Consider the following 26015-nt stretch of genomic DNA (forward strand, 5'->3'; position numbering starts at 1 on the left):
GCAGAACTTTGTGCCTTTGATGGTGTTTCAACCCACGCTCCGCCCCGAAGAGCGGAGCGACTCCAGCCGCAGCCGGTCCAGCTCGGCTTCCGACTGGTTTCAACCCACGCTCCGCCCCGAAGAGCGGAGCGACACTGACTTCGACGTGGCCAACCTGTTCAGCGCCTCAGTTTCAACCCACGCTCCGCCCCGAAGAGCGGAGCGACTCGACGAGCTGCCGCGAGTGCTCGACCGTCGTGGCGTTTCAACCCACGCTCCGCCCCGAAGAGCGGAGCGACTGATGGGAAGCAGCGCGGACTGGTCCTTTGAGCTGTTTCAACCCACGCTCCGCCCCGAAGAGCGGAGCGACGAGCTGTGGCTGGCGCGACGCTCGCTCAGGTTCAGGTTTCAACCCACGCTCCGCCCCGAAGAGCGGAGCGACTCCACGCGCTTCGCGATTGCCGGGCGCATGGTGGCGTTTCAACCCACGCTCCGCCCCGAAGAGCGGAGCGACGACGCATGCCGCGCCGTAGCCGAGTAGCGCGCCGACGTTTCAACCCACGCTCCGCCCCGAAGAGCGGAGCGACCACCACGTCCGGTCCCATTGGTCATGGTCGCCAAGTTTCAACCCACGCTCCGCCCCGAAGAGCGGAGCGACGGCGGACAATGCGACGTTGGTTGATGGCATCCGGTTTCAACCCACGCTCCGCCCCGAAGAGCGGAGCGACCGACACGGCTGAGGCTCAGGTGGAGGAGTTGAAGTTTCAACCCACGCTCCGCCCCGAAGAGCGGAGCGACTTCTGCTCCAGGTTCTTGAGCGACTGGGGCACGTTTCAACCCACGCTCCGCCCCGAAGAGCGGAGCGACGCTTGCCCTCCACCACGGTGTCTCGCATCACGGGGTTTCAACCCACGCTCCGCCCCGAAGAGCGGAGCGACGAGGCGCAGCTCTACACCACGATGCGACCGTTCGGTTTCAACCCACGCTCCGCCCCGAAGAGCGGAGCGACGTCGCCTGCCCGATGTCCCCCAGCGCGTCTGCGTCGTTTCAACCCACGCTCCGCCCCGAAGAGCGGAGCGACGCAGCCGCCGCAACAGCGCCGCCAGATGCTGCTTGCGGTTTCAACCCACGCTCCGCCCCGAAGAGCGGAGCGACTGACGTTCGCCATCGATGGCCTGACGCTCTACGAGTTTCAACCCACGCTCCGCCCCGAAGAGCGGAGCGACCCTACTGGTCATAACCTATGAAGTTTCCAAAGAAAATCCGCCCATTTCCGCGAACCTCCACGCCCCCACTGTCCATCCTCGACAATCGGACCACGCCCTCCTCGCAACCCCGCGGACCCGCTCGGGTTTCTCCGAGCGCGAACCTCGGGCGGCCGCTCCGTCCATCCAGGTTCGCGGCGCACATCACACGATGAGCGGCCCCGTGGGATCCAGGGGCGGCCTCACTCCGTGGTGCTCGCACCGGGCCTCCTCGTCCGCGTGCAGGAAATAGAAGCGCAGGCTGTCCTTCGTCAGCTCCGCCTCATCCAACAACCGCTGGCGCAAGGCCACCCATTCGCGCTTCCCCACCCGACACTCAAACAACGAATACTGCACCCGGACCCCGTGGTCCTTGCACGCCTCCGCGATGCGCCGCAGCCGCCGGGCCCCCGCCGCGTCATCGTTCGCCACGTCGTAGCAGACCAGCACGAGCATCCCCTCTCACCTCACCCGGAAGGGCGGATACACCTCCAGGTCGCCCCGGATCACCCGCGCCAGCAACAGCGCCTGGAGATGCGGCACCCGGCCCCAGGGCACCTGCTGCCCGAGGAACTCGTGCTGGACCTCCACCTGCTTCGCCTCCTGGTATGCCACCAGGAACGTCTTCCTCGCCGCGTCGCTCATCCTCCACCCACCCGCGGCATCCTCCACGAAGTCACCCGGCCCCACCTGTCCCCGGTTCACCAACGACAACACCAGCCGGTCCACCACCGCCGCCCGCAGCTCCTCCATCAGGTCCAGGGCCAACGACAGCCGGCCCGGCCGCTCCTCGTGCAGATACCCCACCGCCGCGTCCAGCCCCACCCCCGCCGCGGCTCCCGCGCAGTCCTGCGCCAGCAACGCGTACCCGAACGACAGCAGGGCGTTGATGCGATCCTTCGGCGGCCTCCGGCTCCGCCCCCCGAACCGGAACGCCTCCTCCTCCCGCTTCACCAGCAGGGGAAACGCCGCGAAGTACTCCCGCGCCGCGTTCCCCTCCACACCTCGCACCGCGTCCAGCGTCCCGGCGCGCCCCAACGCTCGCAGGCTCGACGCCAACTGCTCCGCCGCGTCCGCCAGGCCCTGCCTCCGGACCTCCGCCGCGTCGCGCCTCGCGTGCAGCAGGAACTGCCGCGCGTTGTAGACCTTGCCCGCCACCATCGCCCGCGCCAGCTCCAGCGTGCGGGCCGCGTCGTCCGCGCACCGGAACTGCCCCCGGCGCAGCACCACGTTCCCCCCAGGCACGCCCTCCACCCGCGCCAGGGAACGCCCCGTGGGAGAGAAGAACGCCACGTGCACGCCCGCCTCCGCCAGCGCGGACATCAGCTCCGGCGACACACCCACCCGGCCAAAACACACCACCGACGCCAGGTGCTGCAACGGCACCTGGATCCGTGTCGTCTCCTCCACCCGGACCACCACCGTCTCGTGGTCCTTGCGCAGGTACGCCCCGTCCGTCGTCACGAAGAGCGTGTTGAGCTGAAGGCTCACTCCCCCTCCTCCAGGTTCAGCATCCGCGCCAGATGCCGGGCCGCCCGTCCCGGCTGGGACACCGGCTCCGGCAGACAGCGCGCCCGCAACGAGCACGGCGGGCACCGCGCGTCGAACACCGCGCGCGGCACCCGCCGCTCCTGGATGAAGCCCGCCAGCCGGCGCGCCGCGGCCTCCGTCTCCTGCCGCAGCGCCACGTCGAACCGCACGCCCACCCGCCGGTGGCTCGCGCCGTAGAAGAGCGCGCCCTCCGGCACCGCCACGCCGTGCATCTCCTCCAGGCACAGCGCCTGGGCGCACAGCTGCACCCGGTCCGCGCGCTCCGACTTCAGCCGCCCCCGCTTGTGCTCCACCGGGAAGGGCCGCCACCCTCCCGGCACCGACGCGTCCGCGTGGTACTCCACCGCGTCCGCCTGCCCCACCAGACCCAGCCGCTCCGAGCGCAGCGGCAGCGCCCTCACCACCCTCCCGGCCCCACGGCGCTCGCTCCCCGCCCGGTCCACCCGTTCATGGAAGAGCCTCCCCGCCACGGTCGCCGCGTCCTCCTCCCAGACCCGCTCGACGTGGATGTGCGCCGCCTGCCGCTCGCAGTACACGAGGTGCTGCAAGCCAGAGATGGGCACCAGGGCATCGGACTCGCTGGGCCCTCCGCTCATCCGCCCAGCTCCATCACCTCCACGCCCTGCGGGACGCTGCCCACGCTCAGCGCGTAGTCCGCGAAGTCACGCGGCGGCTTCGAGTCGTCCTTGCGCCGCACCGACACGGCGTCGAACAGCTTGTGCGCGGGCGCGTTGCCCAGCTCACTCGCGTGCCGGAACACCAGCAGGCGCCGCGTCGCCATCAGCCCACGCGCGGCGCTCCGGTCGTGGTCGAACATCTCCACCAGCGCCTTCCACAGCAGGTCCAGGTCCGCCTCGCCGAAGCCCGTCTGCTTCGCCAGCGACGGCGACACGAAGCCGTGCGCACGGTACAGGCCGTAGGGCACCGTGGTCTTGCGGCCCATGGTGCGGTTGTCTCCGCCCTGGTTGTCCGCCTCCTTCTGCGTCGCCACCGCCATGCGCGTGATGGTGTGCTCCGCCGACACCACCGGGTCCAACGACCGTCCGAACGTGAGCTGCACCGGCCCCCGCACCTGCCCCGCGTTGGCCTCCTTCAGGGACATCACCGCCCCGAAGGTCCGCACGTCGAAGTAGCGCCGGCACATCTCGCCGCGCACCTTGCGCACCACCTCTCCTTCCGAGGACTTGCGCGGCTTCTTCTCCGCCTTGCCCTTGCCCTCCCCCTTCGGCGAGTCCGCCGCGGCCTCCGCCCCGGGCTCCTGCGCCTTCAGCCCCAGCCGCGCGTACGCCTCCGCGTGGAGCGCGGAGAGCACCCCGCGCTCCTTCACGTAGATGTCATGTCCATCCGCGTCGCCGTGGACGAGCTGCACGTAGTTGCGCACCTTGCGCTTGAGGCACACGTCGGTGACGAGCCCGTGGCCCGTCTCCGGGTCGATGCGCGGCAGGTTGCCCGCGTCGGGGTCACCGTTCGGGTTGCCATCCTTCACATCGAACAACAGGACGAAGTCGTAGCGGTTCTTGAGGTCGGACATGGGTCATTCACTCCAAAAAGACAGACAGGGGAGAAGGTGGGTTCAGGTCTCGGGCTGCTCGGCGTCCGCGGATGCCGCCTTGCGGAAGAAATCCTCGCGTTGCTGGTAGTAGCCCACGGCGAACAGGCCCTGGGCCTCCAGCGTCAGCGTGTGGGGCCAGGACTTCGAGGGGAACCGGTCCATGATCTGCCCCATCAGCTTGTCCAGCCAGCGGCCCGAGCGATCCGCCTTCGCCGCGTGGGCCGTCGAGAGCCGGATCAGCCTGGGCATCACGACGCCCGGGTTCGCCATCGCGGCGCCGAAGTAGCGGTCCTTGATGCTGGCGTTCACGTTCCCCAGCGCCGCGTACTGGAGCCGCTCCAGCACGGCGAACAGCCGGCCCAACTGATAGGACACCTCGGGACTGTCTGGGTTCAGCGCCATGGATACCTCCGGGAGTCGAGGGGAGAGCCGCCGCAGCCGGAGCAGCGTGGCCTTGATGAGCGCGCAACGCGCGTACAGCAGGAAGCCGGGGGCATCGCCCTTGTCGGGCACGCGCAGGCGGCGCAGGGCCGCCGCCAGCAGCTCGCGAGGCAACGGGCGGCGCATCATCGCCGCGCCCAGGAGCTTGCCGGCCAGATCCGGCGGATTGCCATTCCGCCCCGGCGGCTCCACGGCCCGCAGCAACTGCCACAAAGGCAGGGGCCGGCCCCGGCCTCCCTCCAGCCGTAGATCGTCGAACCACTCCCCCAGGCTCTGCTTGAGGTCGCGGACCGAGGACTCGAACCACTCGCGCACCACCACGCGCGCCGCGTTGCCTCCCAGCACCAACGCATAGAAGGGCCTGTCATCGAACGCCGCCGGCTCCAGGCCTCGCAGCGGAGCCTCCGCGAAGTGGAGCGCCTGCCGCACACCCGGCGGGCTCGAGGTCTCCTGCTGCGTGGCCGGCGCGTCGAGCAGGGCCAGCAGCGCATCCACCGCCTGCTCGGCCTCGCGCGTCCAGAAGACCGCCACCGCGTCCTCGCCGAGCGCCACCCCTCGCCGGAAGCGCCGCTCGCCATCTCCCGACAGCATGTGGTTGAGCGCCGTGACGTAGCCCTCCGCCACGGGCCGGGAGATGGGCGCGTTGTAGCCCTGGTCCAGGCCGTGGGAGCAGAACGCCTCCTCGTTGAAGGACACCAGCGACGCCCCCGCAGGCTGGGCGTTCGGCACCCGCTTGATGGACGGATGCAGGCGGGCCACCGGCCCCCACCGCCCCGTCACCAGGCACCGCATCGGCGGTCCTCCGTCTTCCTCCTCCGCGCTCCGCTTCCGGCGCCAGGCCTCGCGCAGCGCGGGCCGCTCATGCACCAACTGCACGTCATCCCCGGACCACCGGAAGGCCAGCCGCTCCTCACCGGTCCACTCGGCGCGCTGCTTCAGGATGCGCGGCAGCTCCGAGTCGAGCCGCCCCAGGAACGCGGCCACGGCGCGCGCCGCCGGGTCTTGAGTCTCCTTCGCCGCCGCGTCCACCAGCTCTCGGAACGCCGCGTTGCGCTCGGGGTTGCGGCGCGCCTTGGCCTCATCTCCACCGTGAGCCAATACATACTTGGCGTTGTCCACGAAGAAGCCGGGCAGGATGGCGTTGGCCCGCTTGGGGATGCGCGGCACATCCCGTCGGGGAACCCGGCCCTTCTCATCCGCGGTGGGCACCAGCGTGAGGAAGCGGCCGTCGTCCGCCACCACCAGGAAGAAGTCCACGGCCAGCGGCTCGACGTCGGGGTCCTCCAGCAGCCCCTCGCGCAGCGCATACTCATACAGCGCGCCAACCATCATGGGCGCACCTCCCCACCCTGCTCGCGCAGCACGGCTTCCAGTGGCGGCACCGTCAGCCGCCCCCCGGTCAACCTCGCGTCGAAGAACAGCGGCACCACGCCGTCCTGCCGATAGTCGAAGTCGTAGAACATCAGGCCCAGCGGCCGATCCACCTCCGGCTGGATGGGCACCACCTCCTCGGGCGCGGGCTCCACCGCCGCCGCGAACTCGCGGCAGCCCAGGTACGGGGCCTGGAACGTCTGCCCCTTCTCCAGCCGGCGCTCGAACATCTCCTCGAACTTGCGCAGGTTGTCCTCGGGCCCGGCGCGCTCCGTCAGGTGGAAGGAGGCGGACACCACGTAGTCCACGTTCTTCAGCGCCACCGTGTTGCGCTGGGCCCGGCGGTCCGGGTCGCTCGCGTAGAACTCCGTCCCCAGCGACATCCGCTGCTTCACCTCGTTGCGGCGGAAGCTCACCCACTGGATGGGCGCCAGCACCGCCACCTCGTGCACGCGCCAGCGGATGGCGGGCTTCCACAGCACCGACTCCACCAACCCCCGCGCCGCCGAGGGCGTCATCACCTCGTAGCTCACCCGCTCCACCTTCATCTCCGGCCGGCTGAAACACGCCACCGGCCCCCGGGCCCGGAGACGAAACACCCGGCTCACCTGTGCACTCATGTCGCCCTCCCGCGTGTCGTTCGCGCGTTCATCAACTGACCAGCTTCTCGGGGGCCCACGTCCCCACGCGCTCGGGCACCAACCCCAGACGCTTGTCGTAGGCCCCCTCCGCGGCCTCCAGGACCACCACCGTCTCCGCCACCCAGCGGGCGCAGTGGCTCTTCAGCCAGGCCTCCCGCTTCCCCTTCTCCACGTTCACCGTGAAGCGTTGCAGGCGCCGCAAGCGCTCACGCGAGGGCCCCAGCCGCTCCAGCTCCGCGACCGCCTCCCGCGCATCGCCATACGGAACGACCACCGGCGCGGACCAGTCGTCCTCGATGAACTGGAACAGCTCCGCCGTCGTCCTGAAGCACAGGGCCTCCCGGAGCGGCAGGAGGCCCTTCGCGTCCAGGGACTTCGCGCTGTAGAGCCCATGGAAGTAGCGCTGGAACAGGGCCGGGTCGAAGAGGTCCAGGTCCGGCGCCTCCGCGCGCAGCCCCTGCGTCACCGCCATCGCGGTCCGCGCCACGCCCCTCGGCGGCTTCGTGGGCGACAGGAACACGCGCAGCTCTCCGCCCTCCTCCAGCCGGCCCTCGCGGTTGCACCGGCCCGCGGCCTGGGCCAGCGCGTCCAGCCCGCCCAGCGCGCGGTAGACCACGGGGAAGTCCAGGTCCACGCCCGCCTCCACGAGCTGCGTGGACACCACGCGCACGGAGTCGCCCCTCGCCACCGCCTCGCGGATCCTCCCCAGCACCTCGCCCCGGTGCGCCGCGCACATGAGCGCGGACAGGTGGAAGGTGGATTCGTCACCCAGCCGCCGGTCCAACGCCTCGCAGACCTCGCGCGCATCCGCACGCTTATGCACGATGGCCAGCACGCTCCGCTCCGCCGCCAGCTCCTCCGCCAGGTGCTCGTGCGACAGCGGCTCCTCCGACGCGGGCCAGCGCACCCGGACCCGGCGCAGGCGCCCGAAGGCCTCGCGCGGCTCTGGCGCCAGCTCCCGCACCTGCTCGAAGCCCTCCAGCAAGCCGGGGCGTCGTCCCAGCGCGGGCTGGGTCGCGGTGCAGATGACCACCGACGCGCCGTAGTCCGTCACCAGCGTTCGCAGCACGTCCAGGATGGGCGCGAGCAGGTCGGGCGGCAGCGTCTGCGCCTCGTCCAGCACGATGACGCTGCCCGCCAGCCGGTGCAGCTTGCGGCACGGCCCGGGCCGGTTCGCGAACAGGCTCTCGAAGAGCTGCACGGTCGTCGTCACGATGACCGAGCGGTCCCAGTTCTCCGCCGCCACGCGGTTGCGGCTCGTCTCCCGCTGCGGGTCCCCACCGGAGTGGTGCTCCAGCACCGCGTCCTCGCCCAGCGCCTCCGCGTAGACGGCCGCGTTCTGCTCGATGATGGAGGTGAATGGGATGGCCACCACCACCCGCTCCAGCCCGTTGCGCGCCGCGTGCTCCAGCGCGAACGCCATCGACGCCAGCGTCTTGCCGCCCCCCGTGGGGACCGTCAGGCTGAAGATTCCAGGGCGCTCCGCGGCCTTGGCCAGACACGAGGCCAGCACCTCGGAGCGCACCCGGTTCACCTCCGACAGCGGTCCGCGCGCCCGCACGCGCGCCTCCAGCCGCTCCAGGTGCGCGCGCAGCCGGTCGCGCAGCGCTTCGATGGAGGGACCACCGCCGCGCAGCGCGGCCCTCCCGGCGTCGAAGAAGGCCTCCGTGTCCAGGAAGTCCGCGTCACAGAGCGCGGAGAAGCTCATCCGGATCCACATCTCCAACCGCCGGCTCCGCTCGCGCGCCGACTCCTGGCCCCCCGGCCTGGGGGCCAGAAAGGACGGAACCGCCGGGCGCGCATGGGGGCGCAGCAGCCCCTCCGGGATGGGCCACTTCAGGGCCTGCGCGTACAGCGCCTGACGGTCCGGCGCGTTGAGCCGGTCCAATTCGAGCTGCTCCTTGTCCGCCAGGCCGCTGTGGTGTCCCGCGATGATGAACGCCAGGAACAATCCCTGACCGCCCAGCATCGCCCGCGCATGCAGCGCTCCCGCCGTGGAGTGGTCTCGCGGGCCCACCGGCCCCTGCTGCTCCAGGTGGGCCTCGATGCCGTTCTCACGGCGGATCATGTTCTGGAACGCGACCGTGTACTTCCCCAGGTCGTGCCACCGGCCCGCGAGCCGCGCCCACTCCTCGGAGCCGAAGCGCCGCGCGAACCGCGCAGCCAGCTCGCCCACGGCCTCCAGGTGCTCCTCGAGCAGGTGCGGCCGGCCCTGCTCATCCACGTGTGCCCAGGCCGCGTGTGCATCAGACAAAATGTGCCCCCCTGGCGATGAGTGGCGTCAGCATGGAGCAAGGCCCATGCGCGCCGGCATCCCCCAGAAGAGGCATGGTGAGACAGCGGACGATGTGTCTTGAACGTCTCCGCTACGGCGGCCCGACCTGGACCTCCAGCTGCACATCCGAGAGCAAGCCGAGCACCTCGTCCCGATAGGGCAAGCCCCCCTGCGCCCCCAACCGCGTCGTCGCGATGGCCGCGGCCGCCTGAGCGAAGCGCGCGGCGGTGAGCAGCGGCTGGGACTCCGCCAGGGAGACGGCCAGCGCCGCGGAGAACGCATCCCCCGCTCCGGTGGAGTCCACGCTGTCCACCGGCAGCTCGGGCAGCCACGCCTCCTCCTCCCGTGACAAGAGCAGGCTGCCGCCCGGCGCCGCGATGATGGCCGCGCCCACGCCGCGCATCAGCAGGTTGCTCGCGGCACGGCTCGCGGAGGCCCGGTCATGCACCGGGATGCCCGTCAGCGTCCGGGCCTCGGCGGCGTTGGGCCGGATGACGTGGACATCTTCCAGCAACACCTCCGGCAGCGTCATGGCCGGCGCGGGATCCAACACCACCCGCACACCGGCGGCTCGCGCCAGCCGGACCGCCGCCTGGACCGCGGACAGCGGCACCTCCAACTGCACGAGCAGGACCTTCGCGGCGGCGATCCGCTCCGCGCTCCGCAGCACATCCCGGATGGAGAGCCTGTGATTGGCGCCCGGCGCGGAGAAGGTCTGCTTCCTCCCGCGCCCATCCACCATCACCAGCACCGCGCCAGCAGGCGCCTCCGGCTCGGACACCACCGACTCCAGCGACACGCCCTCCCGCTCCAGCCACGTCAGCTGCTCCAGGCCGCGCCGATCCGTCCCGACCCTCGCCACCAACGTGGCATCCGCCCCCAGCCTCACGGCGGCCACCGCGCCGTTGGCCCCCTTCCCTCCGAGCGCCTCCTGGAAGAGGTCCCCCTCCGCGCTCCCCCCCGTCTCCGGCAGCGACGGGCCGCGCACCAGGTAGTCCGTGGCCACGCCCCCCAGCACCGCGATGCGAGGACGCGGGCTCATGGCGGGACCTCGCCGGACAGGCGCTCCCGCGCGGCCGGAGCCAGGTGCTGGAGGAACCAGTTCCGGGCCAGCCCCGCCGCCTGCTTGAGCGTCCCCGGCTCCTCGAAGAGGTGGGTCGCGCCGGGAACGATCTCCAGCCGCTTGTGCGCGCGCAGCGCCTGCATCGCCTGACGGTTGAGCGCGATCACCTGCGTGTCGTCCCCACCCACGATGAGCAGCGTCGGCGCCCGCACCGCCGGCAGCACGGCGCCCGCGAGGTCCGGACGGCCGCCTCGGGACACCACCGCCTGAATGGCTTCGGGCGCACGCCCGGCGGCCACCAGCGCCGCCCCGACCCCCGTACTCGACCCCATCAACCCGAGTGGCTGGCTTCCCAGCTCCGGCACCCGCGCCAGCCACCGCGCGGCCCCCAGCAGCCGCCGCGCCAGCAGCTCGATGTCGAAGCGCAGGTGCCGCGTCCACCGCTCGGCCTCCTCCTCGTCCCGCGTGAGCAGGTCCATGAGCAGCGTCGCCAGGCCCGCGTGCTGAAACACGCCCGCGACGTACCGGTTGCGCGGGCTGAAGCGGCTGCTGCCGCTGCCGTGCGCGAACAGCACCACGCCCGAGGGCGCCTCCGGCACGCTCAGTGTCCCGTCCAGCCACACGCCGGGCTCCGCCTCCATCCGCACCGTGTGCTCCGTGATTCGTTGCTCAGCCATCCTTCAACCCTCCGCCGGGCTCACGGCGCCTGCGAGGCAGCCCCTTCTCCGTGCGCCGCTCGCGCCAGCAGCTCGCGCACCTCGTCGTCGGTGGTCTGCGTGAAGTCCTCGTACCATTGGCCCACCGCGTAGAACGGCGTCGGCGTGTGGACGCAGAGGACCGCGTCCGCCTCCCCCTGGAGCGACTCGCAGGTCTCCGGCGCCGCCACCGGCACGCCCATCACGATGCGCGCGGGGCGCTGCTGGCGGAGCGCTCGGAGCGCCGCCCGCATGGTGGAGCCCGTGGCCAGCCCGTCATCGACGAGGACCACCGTCCGCCCCTCCACGCGCGCCTGGGGCCTGCCGTCACGGAAGAGCCGCTCCCGCCGGAGCAGCTCCCGCGCCTCGCGCTCCGCCACCGCCGCGATGGCCGCCCCGGGGATCCCCAGCCTCCGCACCACGCCCTCATTGAGGACCTGGACCCCGCCCGTGGCGATGGCTCCCATGGCCAGCTCCTCGTGCCCCGGCGTGCCGAGCTTGCGCACCACGAACACGTCCAGCGGCGCGCCCAGCGCCCGAGCGACCTCGAACCCCACCGGTACGCCGCCGCGCGGCAGCGCCAGCACCAGCCGGTCCCCCCCACCCCCGAGCCGCACACGCAGCCGTTGGCCCAGCGCTCGGCCGGCGTCGAAGCGGTCTCGAAACAGTTGCATGTCATGCTCCCAGGACCTGCGAGACGTCCTCCCTCTTGAGGTGGAAGACCTGGGGGGCGGCAGCAAGGGCACCCTGCCTGCCCGCTCGCATCGCGCCCGGGTGACGGCGCGCTCGCCCAGCGCCCACCGCCCCGGGGCGGACACGACCGCGCCGTGTATGCCTTTGGGGCACCTGACCCGGCGATCAACCATTAACAAACATTTACATCCGCCCCTGCGCACATGACGCAGAGCGTCACCTGCCTATGGTCTGTTCCGCGTCAAAACCCCTCAGGAGTGCGTCAAAACCAACGCAGGGAGCCCCCATGTCGAAGGTCTATGAAGCGCCGGGTCAGAAGGGCAGCAAGGTCGAGTACAAGAGCCGCTACGGCAACTACATCGGCGGTGAGTTCGTCCCGCCCGTGAAGGGCCAGTACTTCGAGAACATCAGCCCCGTCACCGGCCGCCCCTTCTGCGAGATTCCGCGGTCCACGGCGGAGGACATCGAGAAGGCGCTGGACGCGGCGCACAAGGCGAAGGACGCGTGGGGCCGGATGGCCGCGGGCGAGCGGGCCAACATCCTGCTGAAGATCGCCGACCGCATGGAGCAGAACCTGGAGATGCTCGCCGTCTCCGAGACGTGGGACAACGGCAAGCCCGTCCGCGAGACGCTCGCCGCGGACCTGCCGCTCGCCATCGACCACTTCCGCTACTTCGCCGGCTGCATCCGCGGGCAGGAGGGCACGCTCAGCCAGCTGGACGACAACACCGTCGCCTACCACTTCAACGAGCCGCTCGGCGTCGTGGGGCAGATCATCCCCTGGAACTTCCCGCTGCTGATGGCCGCGTGGAAGCTGGCCCCCGCGCTGGCCGCCGGCAACTGCGTGGTGCTCAAGCCCGCGGAGCAGACCCCCGTCACCATCCTCAAGTTCGCGGAGCTGGTGGGCGACCTGCTCCCGCCCGGCGTGCTCAACATCGTGAACGGCTTCGGCATCGAGGCCGGCAAGCCGCTCGCCAGCAACAAGCGCATCTCCAAGATCGCCTTCACGGGTGAGACGACCACCGGCCGGCTCATCATGCAGTACGCCTCCGAGAACATCATCCCGGTCACCCTGGAGCTGGGCGGCAAGTCCCCCAACATCTTCTTCGAGGACGTCTTCGCCAGGGACGACGACTTCGCCCAGAAGGCGCTGGAGGGCTTCGCCATGTTCGCCCTCAACCAGGGCGAGGTCTGCACCTGCCCGTCGCGCTCGCTCGTCGCCGAGCGCTTCTACGACGAGTTCATCGCCAGGGCCGTGGAGCGCACGAAGCGCATCGTGCAGGGCAACCCGCTGGACACCGCGACGCAGATTGGCGCGCAGGCGTCCAACGACCAGCTGGAGAAGATCCTCAGCTACCTGGACATCGGCAGGAAGGAGGGCGCGAAGGTGCTCACCGGCGGCGGTCGCAAGACGCTGTCCGGCGCGCTGGCGGAGGGCTTCTACGTGGAGCCCACCATCTTCGAGGGCCACAACAAGATGCGCATCTTCCAGGAGGAGATCTTCGGCCCCGTCGTCGCGGTGACGAAGTTCAAGGACACGGCGGACGCGCTCGCGCTGGCCAACGAGACGCTCTACGGCCTGGGCGCCGGCGTGTGGACGCGCGACACCAACACCGCGTACCGCATGGGCCGCGGCATCCAGGCGGGCCGCGTCTGGGTGAACTGCTACCACCTGTACCCCGCGCACGCGGCCTTCGGCGGCTACAAGCAGTCCGGCATCGGCCGCGAGACGCACAAGATGATGCTCAATCACTACCAGCAGACGAAGAACATGCTCGTCAGCTACGACCCGAAGCCCATGGGCTTCTTCTAGGCCACGCCCATGCCCGTGCCGCGCGTCGACGTCACGCCGGCCGCCGAGGCCCTGCTCCGCAAGATGCAGGGCCTCCACGGCCCGCTCCTCTTCCACCAGTCCGGCGGCTGCTGCGACGGCAGCGCGCCCATGTGCTTCCCGCGCGGGGACTTCCGCGTGGGACAGGAGGACGTGTACCTGGGTGAAATCGTCGGCACGCCCTTCTACATCTCCGGCCCGCAGTTCCAGCTCTGGCGCCACACCCACCTCACCGTGGACGTGGTGCCCGGGCGCGGCAGCGGCTTCTCCGTCGAGGCCCCGGAGGGCGTGCGCTTCCTCATCCGCTCGCGCCTCTTCACCGACGACGAGCACCGCGCGCTCGAACAGGAGGGGCCGCCGCCCAAGGGGCCCCAGCACTGAAGGACAGGCGGGCCCCGGCCTCCCTCACGGCTCCGGGGGAGGCCGCGCCTCCGCCGCGCTCCGGGGCAGCCGCAGCGTGAAGGTGGCGCCCTGCCCCGGCTGGCTGTCCACGTCGATGCGGCCGCCCAGCGCCTCGACAATCTGGCGGCTGATGTAGAGCCCCAGCCCCATGCCGCCGTAGTGCCGCTCGCTCACCGCGCGCTCGAAGCGGCCGAAGAGGCGCGGCAGCGCGTCCGCCTCGATGCCGATGCCCTCGTCGCGCACCTCCAGCCAGGCCTCGTCGCGCGCGTCCACGCCCGCGCGCACCGTCACCGGGCAGCCCGCGCCGTACTTCGCCGCGTTGGTGAGCAGGTTCACCAGCACCTGCTCCAACCGCAGCGCGTCCCACTGGCCCGTCAGCGTGCGCGGCAGCTCCAGCTTCAAGGGACACCGCGCCTGCGCGAACACGTCCTCCAGCCGCTCCACCGCGTCGCGCGTGAGCTGCGCCAGGTCCACCTCCGCGCGCTCCAGCGACAGCTTGCCCAGGGACAGCCGGCTCACGTCCAGCAGGTTGTCCACCAGCGCCATCAGCCGCAGCACCTGCCGCTGCGCGGTGTTGAGCCTCCCCGTCACGGGCCCCGGCGCGCCGGCCGCCTCCAGCGCCCGGCCGATGAGGTTGTGCTGGAGGATGAGGCTGGTGAGCGGCGTCTTCAGCTCGTGGCTCGCCACGGAGAGGAACTCGTCGCGCAGGCGCACCGCGGCCTGGGCGTCGTGGAACAGGCGCGCGTTCTCCAGCGCCACGCTCACGCGCCGCGCCAGCTCCTCCGCCATGGTCACGTCCGCGGCCACCAGCGTGCGGTGGGGCTCGGCGGTGAACAGCGTGATGACGCCCAGCGTGCGGCCGCGCGCGCGCAGCGGCACCGACAGCACCGACGCGGGCGACAGGCTGTCCACCAGCGCCCGGTGCGCGTCGCTCGTGGAGACGGCGTCGCAGCGCTTGAAGTCCAGGCGCGACAGGAAGCAGACCTCGCCGGAGCGGAAGCACTGGAGCGCCGGGTGCGCGGGCCCCCGGCCCGTGCCGCCCAGCGCCGCCTTGAGCCGCGCGTCGTGCGTGGCCACGCGGTGGGCCGCCGTCACCCGCCGCAGCGTGCCGTCCGGCGCGGCCAGGTCCACCAGGCAGCCGGTGGCCACGTGGTCCACCACCAGCCGCGCCACCTCCGGCAGCGCCTCCTCCACGTCGTCCAGGCGCAGCGCCAGCACGCGGCTCGCGTCCAGCAGCAGTTGGAGCCGCTCCTCGGCCTCCTTGCGCCGGGTGACGTCCGCCATGGCGCCGGTGAACTCCGCCACCTTCCCGTCCGGCCCGGCGAAGGACTGCCCCACGCTGTGCAGCCAGCGCACGCCTCCGTCGCGGCGCACCACGCGGAACTCCAGCTCGAAGAAGCCCGGCGCCTCGCGCTGGAAGCGGAGGAACTCCGCCTCCACGTGCGGCCGGTCCTCCGGGTGGAGCTGCTCCAGCATGTCCCCCATCGGCACCGCGGAGTCCACCGCGGGCAGCCCCAGCATGTGGTTGAGCGCCGCGTCGCGCAGCTCCTTGCCGCGCACCAGGTCCAGGCGCCAGGTGCCGATGTCGCCCGTCACCAGCGCCTGCCGCAGCCGCTCCGTGCGCTCGCGCAGCGCTTCATAGAGCGCGGCCCGCTCCAGCGCCTGCGCGCACTGGTGCGCCAGCGCCTCCAGGAACGCGCGCTCCGCGGCGGGGAGGACGCGCGGCTCCGGCCACCCCAGCAGCAGCAGGCCCCGCGAGCGCGTCTCCCCCCACAGCGGCACCACCGCGCGGGCCCCCGGCCCCTGGCGGCGCGCGAGCGCCGCGTCCTCCGGGTAGCACGCGATGAACTCCTCCAGCGTCCCGAACCACTTCGCCTCGCTCCGGGGGGCCGGGGCCCCCGCTGGCGGCCGGGTGAACGCGGCCAGCGCCTCCTCGGCGTAGCCCAGCACGCGCAGCGGGCGCAGCCGGCCGTCCTCCTCCAGCGCCAGCACCGCGACGCGCGTGGCGCCGCTCGCCTCAAACACCTCGCGCGCCAGCACCTGCGCCACCGCGTCCTCCGTGGCCGCGCGCGACAGCGCCGCCGTCACCGCCTGCAGCCGCGCCGCGCGCGCCTCGGCCTGACGGGCCTCGCCGTACAGCAGCGCGTTGTCCAACGACAGGGCGGCCCGGCGGGCCAGCTCGCGCGCCAGCTCCAGGTCCTGCTCGCCGAAGCGGCCGGCCGTGCCGGACATCAATGACAGACAGCCCAGCACCCGCCCCCGCGCCACCAGGGGCACCAACATCGCGGAGCGGCAGCCCAGGCGCCACGTCTCCGCCAGGGCCTCGTTCCCCCGGGCCACCGCCTCCCGTATCCGCGGCTCCGGCACGTCGGCGAAGAGGCGGGCCTCCCCGGTGCGCAGGACATGGGCCACCCCCTCGGGGCCGTCCGTCCGCGGGGGCCAGCGCTCGACAATGGCATACACGGCGGGCACGAGCGCGGGGTCCCGGTGCGCCGCGGCCCGCCGCACCACCGCGCGCGCTGGCGAGACGAGGTCCACCGCGCACCAGTCCGCGAGCTCCGGCACCACCAGCTCCGCCAGCTGGCGCAGCACCGTGGGCTCATCCAGCGACGACGCCAGCACCTCGCCCGCGCGGGCCAGGAACGCGAAGCGGCCCTCCTCCCGGACCGGGGACGCTTCGCGCGGGCCGGCCGGGGGCACGGCGGCCACGTCCCCCACGAGCGGACCGCCCTCCGCCGTCGCGGCGGACCGCGGCGGTGGCTCGCCAACAGGCTCGGTCGAGGGCTTGAGGGACGGTTCAGGCATGGAGCGCGATGGGAGGAAGCCTCACCCGGGGGACGCTCCGATAATGACGGTCTCCGGCCTGCCACAAGCCTCCGTGGCCGCTGGATGCCCGGCGAGTGTCCGACAGGCAACCCGCTGGCCCACACGGCGACTCAGCCCGCCGGGACCTCGGGTGCGGGCGAGCGCATTGTCGATGGCGAACATGCCCTCGCCCCGGCGGCGCGGCGGCTCACCGGGAGCCGCGCCCCGCGCGGTTCTTGTCCCAGATGGCGCCCAGGATGAGCAGGTAGGACATCAGACGCACGACGTACAGGTAGTGGATGCGCTCGGCATCCAGGGTCGGCGCCAGCAGCGCGCCCAGCAGGTTGTGCACGCCCATCAGCATGAAGGCCAGGGAGAACAGCGCGAACAGCCGGTCCTTCGACTGGAGGTAGAAGCGCAGGAAGAACAGGGCGCACGCCAGGTACGCCATCAACACCACGCCATCGAGCAGGGTCTTCAACATGGTGTCCCCCCCTCAGGACACGTCCCAGATGAGGCCGAACAGCAGCACGCCAGCGCCAATGACTGACGTGACGGTACGCTCCATCGACAGGTCCCCCTCCGGGATGAGCACCAGGTCCACGAAGAGCAGCACGTTGTTGAAGGTGAAGAGCGTGAAGCACAAGCCGCTGTAGAGCAGCAGCTTCATCCGCGTGCGCCGCCAGGCACGCAGCAGCAGCACCGCGCACGCCAGGCTCGTCAACGCGCACAGGATGTAGACTGCCTCAGCCATGGTCGTCGCCGTCCCTGTCCTTCTTGAGCACGAACGCGTCCGCGAAGCCCCTCACCCTGTCCATGGGGCGTGAGAAGATGAACGAAATCACGCTCACGCGGCGCGCGGCATACGTCGTCGCCAGCTCCGCCGTGGCCTGAACGTCCTCCGACCGACCGGGACTGAACCGGTAGGCGTCCTCCGCTACGCCATCCTGGAGAAGGAGCCCTCCCGTCTTCAGCTCCGCCAGACGGCGGGCCGCGGAGGCTTCAGTGATGCGCAGTTCCAGAGCCACCGCCGGCGCCGTCCACGCCCGCTCCGCTCGGGCGCGAAGCAGGAGGAGCACCTCCAGCTTCTCGATGGAATCGATGTGCGTCGTGAGGAAGCGCTGGACCCGTGGTGAGAGGCCGGCGTCAGTCACGCCTCCACCTATGGACCCATGTATTTTGTGAATCAACCTTTATAGCAACGGCGGTTGTTCACAGTTTCACACAAGCCTGGCTGCCTGCCTGGTCGGGGTGCGTCATGGCAGAGGGTGCCTGATTCCGCCTAGTTACGCACGCGGGGGGCGGGGGCGCGCACCCGGACGTCCATGTGGGCGTCGCCGGCGACCATGCTGCTGAGGGCCTCCGGCCGGGCCGGGGACAGGCGGGCCACGGCGCGCAGGGCGGCCACCAGGATGAGGGACTCCAGGCTGGAGGGCACCGACAGGCCCTGGGGACCGGCCTTCACGGGCAGGGGCAGCCGGGGCACGCGGCCGGCGGCGGACAGCGCCTCCACGGCGTAGGCGGGGCGGGCCTCCAGCGACACGGTGATGGCGGGCAGGGCCTGGGCCTCCTTGTCCGCGCCGTGCACCTGGAGCTCCAGCAGCCGCCCCAGGGAGCCGGGGGACAGGTAGAGGGCCAGGCCCGAGGGCCCCGCGTCCTCGCCGTGGAAGACGCAGCCCTCGTAGGTGTGCTCGTGCGCGCCCGTCACCTCCACGGTGAAGGCCTGGCTGTCGTCCCAGTGCGTCCAGGGCTTCGCGTCCCAGAACTCGGTGGCGGCCTGGACGAAGAGCAGCGCCTTGTCGCTGCCCAGCCCGGACACGCCCAGCTGGCCCCACGCGAGGAAGGTGGCGATGGCGGCCCGCGCGGAGAGCGCCGCGGTGGACGGGGGCGCCACGGCCAGGCCCAGCGCCTCCGCGGCGTCCGCCAGGGCGGGCTCGCACGCCACCTGGGACGGCTCCACGCCGACGAGCAGGGCGCGCACGCCCGCGACGTCCGTCTGTTCGAAGACGGGGGCGGACGGGTCGCCGGACTCGCCGATGCGCAGGTAGACGCCCGTGGTGCCCATGGAGAGGGGCACCGGACCCAGCTTGAGCAGGTGGAACATGGCGGCTCCTCCTCCGGGCGCGCGGAAGCGGCGCGCGCCTCACCCTCCCCGGACGCGGGAGTTGGCGTCCAGGGACCTGCGCACCAGCCTCATCAGGGCGCGGATGTCGAACGGCTTCTGGAGGAACTCCATGCCCGGGTACTGACGTTTGAGGCCGCTGACGTCCACGGCGCTCATGCCCAGCACGGGGATGTGGCGCAGCGCCGGGTCCTGCTGGAGGCGGGCGATGAGCGCGGGGCCGTCCAGCACGGGCATCATCCAGTCCGTGAGCACCAGGTCCGGCCGCACCTCCGCCATGCGCTCCAGGGCCTCGCGGCCATGGGACGCCGTGAGCACGCGGTAGCCCTCCTCCCTGAGAAGGTCCGCGAGCGCCTCCAGGATGCCCTGTTCGTCGTCCACCACCAGCACGGTCTCGGTCGCGGGAACCACGGGTCCTCTGGGGGTCAGGAGTGGTTGCCCGGGAAGCGGGCGATGCCGGTGAGCAGCAGCTCGGGCGACGGCTGGAAGGGCGGCTGGATTTCGATTCCCTGGGAGGTGATGTGGAACTCGCGCAGCGACGGGTCGTAGTCCGCGTCGCGCAGCTTGAAGATGGAGAGCAGCCGCCGCAGGCGGCCATTGAGTTCCAGGTGGCGCATGAACAGCAGGTTCTCCGCCACGCCGGACAGGCCCGTTCCCAGGGGGACGTCCATGTCCGGGCCGAAGAGGCGCGGCGTTTCCAGCGTGAAGACGGTCGTCACCCCGTGGCGTCGCAATTCCTGCGTGAGCGCGGCGAAGAAGGGGCTGATGCGCGCCGGCTCGTGGGTGGTCTCCACCATGGCGCTCAGCCCGTCCACGAACAGGCGCTTCACGTCGCGCCTGCGCACGTCCTCCAGCATCGCGTGCGCCACCAGGTCCAGGTTGCACTCGGCGGGCATGTTCCACTGGAGCACCAGCCGGCCGTCCTTCACCGCGCTGCCCAGGGACAGCCCCACGTTGGCCGTCTTGTGCAGCAGCCGGTCCGGCCCCTCGTAGAAGCTCACCATCAGGCCGGGCTCGCCCAGGCGCAGGCCCTCCGCCAGGTGGCTGGCGCCCAGGAGCGTCTTGCCGCAGCCCGGCGGCCCCATGACCAGCGTGGTGGACGCCGCGGCGATGCCCTCCGGAATCATGGCGTCCAGCGTAGGCACTCCGAAGCGCACGCGCTGCGTGCCCCAGTCCGGCGGCTGCGCGCGGCTGACCAGGGTCTCCAGGCGGGGGAACACCTCCAGGCCCGCCTCGGAGATGCGGAAGTGGTGCGCGCCGTTGAGGCTGGCGCTGCCCCGGAACTTGCGCACCTGCAGCTCGCGCCAGGAGCGCATGGCCGCCGTGCGCTCGCGCAGCTCCAGGATGCCGTCCACCATGGTGTACTCCGGGTGCACGGTGGGGCCCACGCTGCTCGTGAGCAGGAGCGCGGTGAAGCGCGACAGGCCGGCGGACACCTGGAGCTCGTGGATGAACTTCTTGAAGTCGCGGCTGCTGCCCGCGGCCTCCTGCGCCTGCACCAGGCCGTCCAGCACCAGGATGCCCGCGCCGTGGTTGCGCATCTCCCGGCGCAGGAGCTCCAGGAGGCCCGGCAGCCCCTGCTCCTCCAGCATGCGGAAGCCGCTGACGTAGTAGATGCGCTGCGGCAGCTGGGCGGCGTCGAAGAACGCCATGCTGCGCAGGTTCGCCAGCATGCGCGAGTGCGACTCGGCCAGGAGCGTCACGTACAGGCAGCGCGTGCCCTGGCGCGCCTGCGAGTAGCACAGCTGGTTGGCGAAGATGGTCTTCCCCGCGCCGGGCTCCCCCACCACGATGTAGACGCCTGAGGCCACCAGGCCACCGCCCAGGATGGGGTCCAGTCCGGGCACACCTGTCGCGATGCGCTCGAAGACGGGGGGGTGCTGCTCGCTAGGGGACATGGCGACCGCTCATACCGTAAAACCCGAGGCGTCGCCCTGGGAGATTCACGCCGGGGCCCGCTGCCCCCCTGGGAGAGCCCTCACCGTGGAAACCCTCGTGCGGTTCGCCGAAGGCCTGGGCCGCTTCTCCGCGCGCTTCGTCCCCAGCGCCTTCGCCATCGCGGTGCTCCTCACCCTGCTCACCATGGCGCTGGCCCTGGGCTGGGTGGGCACCACGCCGCCCGCGGTGCTGGACGCGTGGGGCGGCGGCTTCTGGGAGCTGCTCACCTTCTCCATGCAGATGGCGCTGGTGATGTTCACCGGCTACCTGCTCGCCCTCACCGCCCCGGTGAAGGCGCTGCTCGAAGGCGTCGCGAGCCTGCCCCGGAGCCCCCGGAGCGCCACCGCGCTGATGGCGGCGGTGTCCATGGCGCTCGCGTACTTCAACTGGGGCCTGTCGCTGGTCGCCAGCGCCATGCTGGTGCGCTTCATCGCGCGCAGGCGGCCGGACGTGGACTACCGGCTCCTGGTGGCGTGCGCCTACTTCGGCCTGGGCGCCACGTGGCACGCGGGCCTGTCCGCCTCCGCCCCGCTGCTCGTGGCGACGCCGGGCCACTTCCTGGAGAAGCGGCTGGGGGTCATCCCCATCGACCGGACGCTCTTCTCCCCCTTCAACGTGGGCCTCACGCTGGCCGCGGTGGCGCTGCTCACGGCGCTGGCGTGGGCGCTGCACCCGGCACCGGAGCGCACCGTGCGCGTGGAGCCCCGGGTGCTGGAGAAGCTGGGCGACTTCGTCCCGCCCAAGAAGCCGCACGGGAGGCTGAGCCCCGCGGAGTGGCTGGACCACGCCTGGCTGCTCAACGTCCTCTTCGGCGCGCTGGGGCTCGCGTGGTTCGCGCGGCACCTGTGGCTCCACGGCGGCTGGAAGGCGCTCAACCTCAACGTGGTGAACTTCACGTTCCTCACGCTGGCGGTGCTGCTGCACGGCACGCCCGCGCGGCTGCTCAAGGCGAGCGAGGAGGCCGCGAGCGTGCTGCACGGCATCGTGCTGCAGTTCCCGCTGTACGCGGGCATCTACGGCATCTTCAAGGCCACGGGGCTCACGGACCGCATCGGGGAGCTGTTCGTGTCCCTGTCCACGCAGAAGACCTTCCCGGCCATCGTGTACCTCTACAGCGGCGTGGTGAACTACTTCGTGCCCTCCGGCGGCTCCAAGTGGGCCATCGAAGCGCCCTACCTGCTGGACGCGGCCGGGCGGCTGGGCGTGGCGCCGGAGAAGGTGGTGCTGGCGTATGCGTGGGGCGACATGGCCACGGACCTCATCCAGCCCTTCTGGGCGCTGCCGCTCCTGGCCGTGGCCCGCCTGGAGTTCAAGGACATCCTCGGCTTCCTCCTGGTGGCCTTCCTCGCGTACCTGCCGCTGGTGACGCTGGGCTTCTTCCTCTTCGGCTAGCGCGGCGTCCCCGGCGGGGCGCCCGCTCGGGGAATGGCCCGGGATGTTTCATGGTAGACAGGCACACCGAGGGGCCGGACGTGGGCCGGCCGCCTTCAACTCATCGAGGGGACCCCAAGTCATGAAGAGCGTGTTCAACGGAAGCGTGCTGTGCGCGGTGCTGGGTGTGGCGACGGTGGCGGGTGCACAGGAGGCGGCGCCGCCGGCGGCGGAGTCCGTGAAGGCCCCCAGCGCGGACGCGGTGCGCGACACCTGGAACTACTTCTACAAGGGCCAGGGCCAGGGTCCCGTGCTGGTGGAGGCCAAGCTCTGCACGGACGTGGCCAAGGACGGCCCCAACAAGTACGAGTGCACCGCCGAGGTGGGCCCCGAGGGCGTCAAGGCGGGCACCAACGTGCTGCTGTGGCAGAGCTACCTGGTGCCCCAGGGCGACTCCATCGACGACCTGACGGTGCAGGTGAAGCAGGGCACCACCGTGCGCGAGACGAAGGACGTGAAGGTGAAGGGCGAGGGCTGGCGCGCCCGTCAGTGGACCGGCGTGCGGCTGCCCAAGCCCGGCGCGTGGACCGTGTCCGTCATGCGCGGCGACCAGGTGCTCAAGGAGGTGCAGGTGAAGGTGCTGTAGTCCCTCGCCCGCCCTCCAGCCCCTGCGGCACCGACGCCCGCCCGGGACCTCTCCCAGGCGGGCGTCGCCGTTCACGGCAGGGAGGCGCGGGCGTGAGTGATGACTTTCGCGCGGTCCAGGAGCCCGCCCGGGTGTCTGGGCGATTTTTCACCCTGACCCGCCCCCGGAGCAGGAGTTTTTTCAGACAGGAGGACAGTCCCCCGGGCCACGCGGGAGGGGTCCTGCCGGCTTCCCGAGGGGACACCTTTGCCAGGCCACGTTGGCCGTGCGCTTGCACAAGGACCTGGGCGCGGTTGAAGGGCGGGGGAGTCGGGGTAGGTGGTGCTGGGACCGGGACGGGGGGCGGCGGTGGCGTGGTTTCGGATGGCGGTGTGCGTGGGGGGACTCTTCCTCGTGGGGTGCGGGGAAGCCCGGGCCACGGCACCGCGCATCCCGGTGCTCGGCGAGGTGGGCGGACAGGAAGCGCGAGCGGGCGAGGAGGCCCACGTGTGGTCGCGGAGCCTGAGGGTTGGGGCCCCCCAGGCGCCGCACGCGGTGGTGACCTCCGACGGAGACGTCCTCGTCGCGGCGACCTATCAAGAGCCGATGGACCTGGGGGCGGGTCCCCTGCCCTTCAATCGCGACGTGGTGGCGCCCCACCTGCTGGTGGCGCGGTACTCGCCAGACGGCACGCTGAGGTGGGCGCGCGGCTGGACGCCCCGGCACGCGACGCCTGCGCGCGTGGGAGGGCTGGCGGTGGACGCCGAGGGTCACGTCTTCCTCACGGGCCTGTCCGCGGGCTTCAGCAGCGACGGCGCCACGCTGCCAGAGGGGCCGTTCCTGGCCCGGCTGGACGGCGGCGGCGCGCTGGACTGGGTGCGCGCGCTGCCGGGGGAGGGGCCGGTGGCGGTGAACGGCGTGGCGGCCACCCCGGACGGCGGCGCGGTGCTGGTGGGGGACTTCTCCGGCGCGCGCGATCTGGGGGAGGGCTTGAAGACCGCGCCTCGCGGCCGGCACGCGGGCTTCGCGCTGCGCGTGGGGCCTCGGGGCGAGCAGCGCTGGAGCCGCGTGTGGATGCCCGCGGGCGAGGGCGAGGTCTCCGCGCGGGCGGTGGCGGTGGATGTCTTTGGCGACGTGCACGTGGTGGGTGGCTACGCGGGGGCGGTGTCCCTTGGCGACGCCACCTTCGTCACCGTGCGCCAGCACACGCCCTTCGTGGTGAAGCTCACGCGCGACGGCGAGCACGTCTGGAGCCACGACGTGCGAGGCACGGACGGCACGGCGGTGTCGGTGGCCGTGGGGGCGGACCGCGTCTTCGTGGGCGGCGGGTTCAGCGGCCGGCTGTACTTCCGGGACACCTTCCACCGCGCGGACTCGCGCGACGGCTTCCTGCTGGCCTACGACGCGCGCGGCGGCCAGCGGTGGGCGCGCACCTTCCCCGCCGGCGCGCCCCTCGTCGCCACGGACGACGCGGGCCAGGTGACGGTGGCGGGAGGCCATGACGGCGGCCTCGCCCTGGGCGGAGGAGCCCTGCCGCCCGGCCTGTACGTCGCGAAGCTGTTGCCGGAAGAGGGCGCCGCGCTCTGGGTGCGCGGGTTCGCGAGCCCCAACGCCGTGGCCCAGGCCCGGGCCGTGAGCGTGGACGCGTTCGGGGGCGTGCTGCTCGCCGGCGGCTTCAGCCGGCCCGCCCCGGAGGACGGGCCGTCGCGGCGGCTTCAGGATGGCTTCGTGCTCAAGCTGAACCCTTGAAGAACTGCTCCTGGATGATGGCCTCCAGCGCATGAACCTCCTCGTCGGTGAGGCGTTCGAAGTGTGAGGCGCGCTTGGTGGCGGAGAGCCTGCCCTTGTTGTGGAGGGCCACCTGGATGAACAGGTTCAATTGCCGGTCCGGCATGTCCACCACCTGCTCCATCTGCTCGCGGGCCTGACGGTAGCGGACGATGAACTCCAGTTCCTTGCGGAACTCCGTACGGATGGTCTCCCCGGTCCATGCGTAGAGGTCCTCTGCCATCCTCGTGCAATCGATTGCACGGTACAGGTTGCGGGTCCTGCCCTTCACCGTGACCTGCCACTCCTCGTCGTGCGCGTAGTCGACCTGCTGCATGAGCGGGACGGAGAAGGACTCGAGGCAGGCGTCATATTCGGAGCGCTTCTGCAGCATCACCGCGGAGACGGGGAAGATGAGCCCCTGGGGCGTGAACCCCGAGCGAGACAGGATGTAGTGGATGAGCAGGCGGTGCAGGCGCCCGTTTCCGTCCAGGAAGGGGTGGATGAGGACGAAGCCGAAGGACACCGCCGCGGCTTGAACGATGGGGTCCACGCGAGCCTTCGCCATCCGCTCGAGGCTGGCCAGCAGCCCCTTCATGAGGGGAGGGACGTCCTCGGGACGGGGCGGCAGGTAATGGACCTTCTGCTCGGTGAAGCTCACCGTCTCGCCGACGTAGTTCTGTTCCTTCCGGTAGCCCGTCTCCGCGTAGCGCGGATCCACGGTCTGGTTCTGGATGGCGATCAACGCCGCCTCATCCAGGGTGTCCCATTGGGGAACCCGACGCAGGAGGGCCACGTACCGCTCGGTGCGGTCCGGGCTCGGCTTCTCCCGCTCGATGGCGAACGAGGAGCGGGTCTCCTTGGCGTAGAGGTAGTTGATGGCCCGGCGGAGCACGTCCTCGTCGTACGCGTCCATGAGCCGGGCGGCCTCCTGCGTCAGGTCCAGGCTCGCGAAGTGCTCCAGCTTCTCAGTGCGCCGCACCATGGGGCAGAAGTCCACGGTGCCCAGCAGGTTGTTGATGACGCGATGGCGCCGGCTCCGCTCCTCCGTCGCGGTGAAGTACACCTGGGGCTCCAGCAACGGGACATAGTTGCCGCTCGCCGCATCCGGCAGGTCCAAGGTGTTTCCGGTGAGGAACTCGTAGAGGAACCAGAGCCGCCGCGAGTACTGCCCCGTGGGCCGTTGCTGGATGTACTCCAGGAGCTGGGGCTCCAGCGTCTTCCGGGGCACCTTCTCGAACAAGGCGGAGAGGATCTCGAGCGAGACCCCCTCGTACTTGAGGGCGAACTCCAGCTGAGGGAAGAGCGCCGGCTCCGGAGCGTAGGTCAGGGGATAGAGGACGATGCTCCGCCCGCCCTCGATGCGCTCGCGCTTCCCACTTCCAGGTGCGGCAAAGGACACCTGGTGATGCGGCAGCACGACGAGCGAATGCGCCAGGATGACCCACGCATAGCCGATGGGTTCCGACTTGGGAGGAAGGCCCACTCCCAGGTGTGCACGGCTGGCTCGACCAAGCGGGTCCAGAAATCGTTCTCCCGGGGAGAACGTAACCAAAATAGTTGGGCGGCTCCAAAAATCGTTACCGCGGAGCCCTCAGCAACAAAATGGCTTACGCCCCAGGCCTTCGAGCAGCCCGGGGCGGCATCCC

The 26015-nt window shown here is 71.3% G+C and carries 23 protein-coding genes and 1 CRISPR repeat array; of the genes, 5 read left to right on the plus strand and 18 right to left on the minus strand.

What is annotated here, in order from left to right; genetic code table 11:
- Positions 1–24: 24 nt before the first annotated feature.
- Positions 25–1205: direct repeats of the CRISPR family, unit length 37 nt; unit sequence GTTTCAACCCACGCTCCGCCCCGAAGAGCGGAGCGAC.
- Between the two features lie 183 nt (positions 1206–1388).
- The 10 genes from cas2 to U8525_RS18400 form a co-directional block, all read right to left on the minus strand.
- Positions 1389–1679: a CRISPR-associated endonuclease Cas2 gene (gene cas2 / locus U8525_RS18355; protein ID WP_374267429.1), complete on the minus strand. Its 291-nt coding sequence runs from the start codon at positions 1677–1679 to the stop codon at positions 1389–1391.
- Positions 1680–1685: 6 nt separating this feature from the next.
- The gene (gene cas1c / locus U8525_RS18360) at positions 1686–2714 is read right to left on the minus strand and encodes a type I-C CRISPR-associated endonuclease Cas1c (RefSeq protein WP_374267431.1); all 1029 of its coding nucleotides are present in this window, start codon (positions 2712–2714) and stop codon (positions 1686–1688) included.
- A complete protein-coding gene (cas4, locus tag U8525_RS18365) occupies positions 2711–3370 on the minus strand; it encodes a CRISPR-associated protein Cas4 (RefSeq protein ID WP_374267433.1) in 660 nt (219 codons plus the stop codon). The genes cas1c and cas4 overlap by 4 nt, the downstream gene beginning before the upstream one ends.
- On the minus strand, positions 3367–4305 hold the full coding sequence (gene cas7c / locus U8525_RS18370; RefSeq protein WP_374267435.1) for a type I-C CRISPR-associated protein Cas7/Csd2: 939 nt from the start codon (positions 4303–4305) through the stop codon (positions 3367–3369). Before cas7c ends, cas4 begins: the two co-directional genes overlap by 4 nt.
- A 42-nt stretch (positions 4306–4347) precedes the next feature.
- A complete protein-coding gene (gene cas8c, locus U8525_RS18375) occupies positions 4348–6099 on the minus strand; it encodes a type I-C CRISPR-associated protein Cas8c/Csd1 (RefSeq protein WP_374267437.1) in 1752 nt (583 codons plus the stop codon).
- Positions 6096–6758 carry a type I-C CRISPR-associated protein Cas5c gene (gene cas5c, locus U8525_RS18380; protein ID WP_374267441.1) on the minus strand — a complete coding sequence of 221 codons (663 nt, stop codon included), beginning with the start codon at positions 6756–6758 and terminating at the stop codon, positions 6096–6098. The genes cas8c and cas5c overlap by 4 nt, the downstream gene beginning before the upstream one ends.
- A gap of 31 nt (positions 6759–6789) precedes the next feature.
- A complete protein-coding gene (locus U8525_RS18385) occupies positions 6790–9033 on the minus strand; it encodes a CRISPR-associated endonuclease Cas3'' (protein ID WP_374267443.1) in 2244 nt (747 codons plus the stop codon).
- A 112-nt stretch (positions 9034–9145) separates the two neighbouring features.
- Positions 9146–10096, minus strand: a complete 951-nt coding sequence (locus U8525_RS18390; protein ID WP_374267445.1) for a ribokinase — start codon at positions 10094–10096, stop codon at positions 9146–9148.
- The gene (locus U8525_RS18395) at positions 10093–10794 is read right to left on the minus strand and encodes a dienelactone hydrolase family protein (protein ID WP_374267447.1); all 702 of its coding nucleotides are present in this window, start codon (positions 10792–10794) and stop codon (positions 10093–10095) included. Before U8525_RS18395 ends, U8525_RS18390 begins: the two co-directional genes overlap by 4 nt.
- 20 nt (positions 10795–10814) lie before the next feature.
- Positions 10815–11486 (minus strand): phosphoribosyltransferase, encoded by a 672-nt coding sequence (locus U8525_RS18400; protein WP_374267449.1) that lies wholly within the window; start codon positions 11484–11486, stop codon positions 10815–10817.
- 305 nt (positions 11487–11791) lie between these two features.
- On the opposite strand from U8525_RS18400, the gene adh reads away from it, so the two are divergent.
- On the plus strand, positions 11792–13318 hold the full coding sequence (adh, locus tag U8525_RS18405) for an aldehyde dehydrogenase (RefSeq protein WP_374267451.1): 1527 nt from the start codon (positions 11792–11794) through the stop codon (positions 13316–13318).
- A 9-nt stretch (positions 13319–13327) separates the two neighbouring features.
- Positions 13328–13717, plus strand: coding sequence for a DUF779 domain-containing protein (locus U8525_RS18410; protein ID WP_374267453.1), 390 nt, complete (start codon positions 13328–13330; stop codon positions 13715–13717).
- Positions 13718–13741: 24 nt separating this feature from the next.
- Here the strand turns inward: U8525_RS18410 and U8525_RS18415 are convergent, their stop codons facing one another.
- The 7 genes from U8525_RS18415 to U8525_RS18445 form a co-directional block, all read right to left on the minus strand.
- Positions 13742–16543: a GAF domain-containing protein gene (locus U8525_RS18415; protein WP_374267455.1), complete on the minus strand. Its 2802-nt coding sequence runs from the start codon at positions 16541–16543 to the stop codon at positions 13742–13744.
- A 208-nt stretch (positions 16544–16751) separates the two neighbouring features.
- A complete protein-coding gene (locus tag U8525_RS18420; protein WP_374267457.1) occupies positions 16752–17027 on the minus strand; it encodes a DUF5985 family protein in 276 nt (91 codons plus the stop codon).
- Positions 17028–17039: 12 nt separating this feature from the next.
- Entirely contained in the window at positions 17040–17297 is a 258-nt protein-coding gene (locus tag U8525_RS18425) for a DUF5985 family protein (protein WP_374267459.1), read from the minus strand.
- Entirely contained in the window at positions 17290–17697 is a 408-nt protein-coding gene (locus U8525_RS18430) for a hypothetical protein (RefSeq protein WP_374267461.1), read from the minus strand. The genes U8525_RS18425 and U8525_RS18430 overlap by 8 nt, the downstream gene beginning before the upstream one ends.
- 128 nt (positions 17698–17825) lie before the next feature.
- Complete coding sequence (locus tag U8525_RS18435) at positions 17826–18647, minus strand: hypothetical protein (RefSeq protein WP_374267463.1); 822 nt, start codon at positions 18645–18647, stop codon at positions 17826–17828.
- A 39-nt stretch (positions 18648–18686) separates the two neighbouring features.
- On the minus strand, positions 18687–19076 hold the full coding sequence (locus U8525_RS18440) for a response regulator (protein WP_374267465.1): 390 nt from the start codon (positions 19074–19076) through the stop codon (positions 18687–18689).
- Between the two features lie 14 nt (positions 19077–19090).
- A complete protein-coding gene (locus U8525_RS18445; RefSeq protein ID WP_374267467.1) occupies positions 19091–20563 on the minus strand; it encodes an RAD55 family ATPase in 1473 nt (490 codons plus the stop codon).
- 85 nt (positions 20564–20648) lie between these two features.
- On the opposite strand from U8525_RS18445, the gene U8525_RS18450 reads away from it, so the two are divergent.
- From U8525_RS18450 to U8525_RS18460, 3 genes are all read left to right on the plus strand, one after another.
- Positions 20649–21995: a short-chain fatty acid transporter gene (locus U8525_RS18450; protein ID WP_374267469.1), complete on the plus strand. Its 1347-nt coding sequence runs from the start codon at positions 20649–20651 to the stop codon at positions 21993–21995.
- A gap of 121 nt (positions 21996–22116) precedes the next feature.
- Positions 22117–22620 (plus strand): hypothetical protein, encoded by a 504-nt coding sequence (locus tag U8525_RS18455; RefSeq protein WP_374267471.1) that lies wholly within the window; start codon positions 22117–22119, stop codon positions 22618–22620.
- A 375-nt stretch (positions 22621–22995) separates the two neighbouring features.
- Positions 22996–24348: a hypothetical protein gene (locus U8525_RS18460; protein ID WP_374267473.1), complete on the plus strand. Its 1353-nt coding sequence runs from the start codon at positions 22996–22998 to the stop codon at positions 24346–24348.
- Here U8525_RS18460 and U8525_RS18465 read toward each other — a convergent pair.
- Entirely contained in the window at positions 24332–25852 is a 1521-nt protein-coding gene (locus U8525_RS18465; protein WP_374267475.1) for a Fic family protein, read from the minus strand. The genes U8525_RS18460 and U8525_RS18465 overlap by 17 nt on opposite strands.
- Positions 25853–26015: the final 163 nt, after the last annotated feature.

The sequence above is a fragment of the Corallococcus sp. RDP092CA genome, assembly GCF_041903675.1.
Classification (GTDB): Bacteria; Myxococcota; Myxococcia; order Myxococcales; family Myxococcaceae; genus Corallococcus.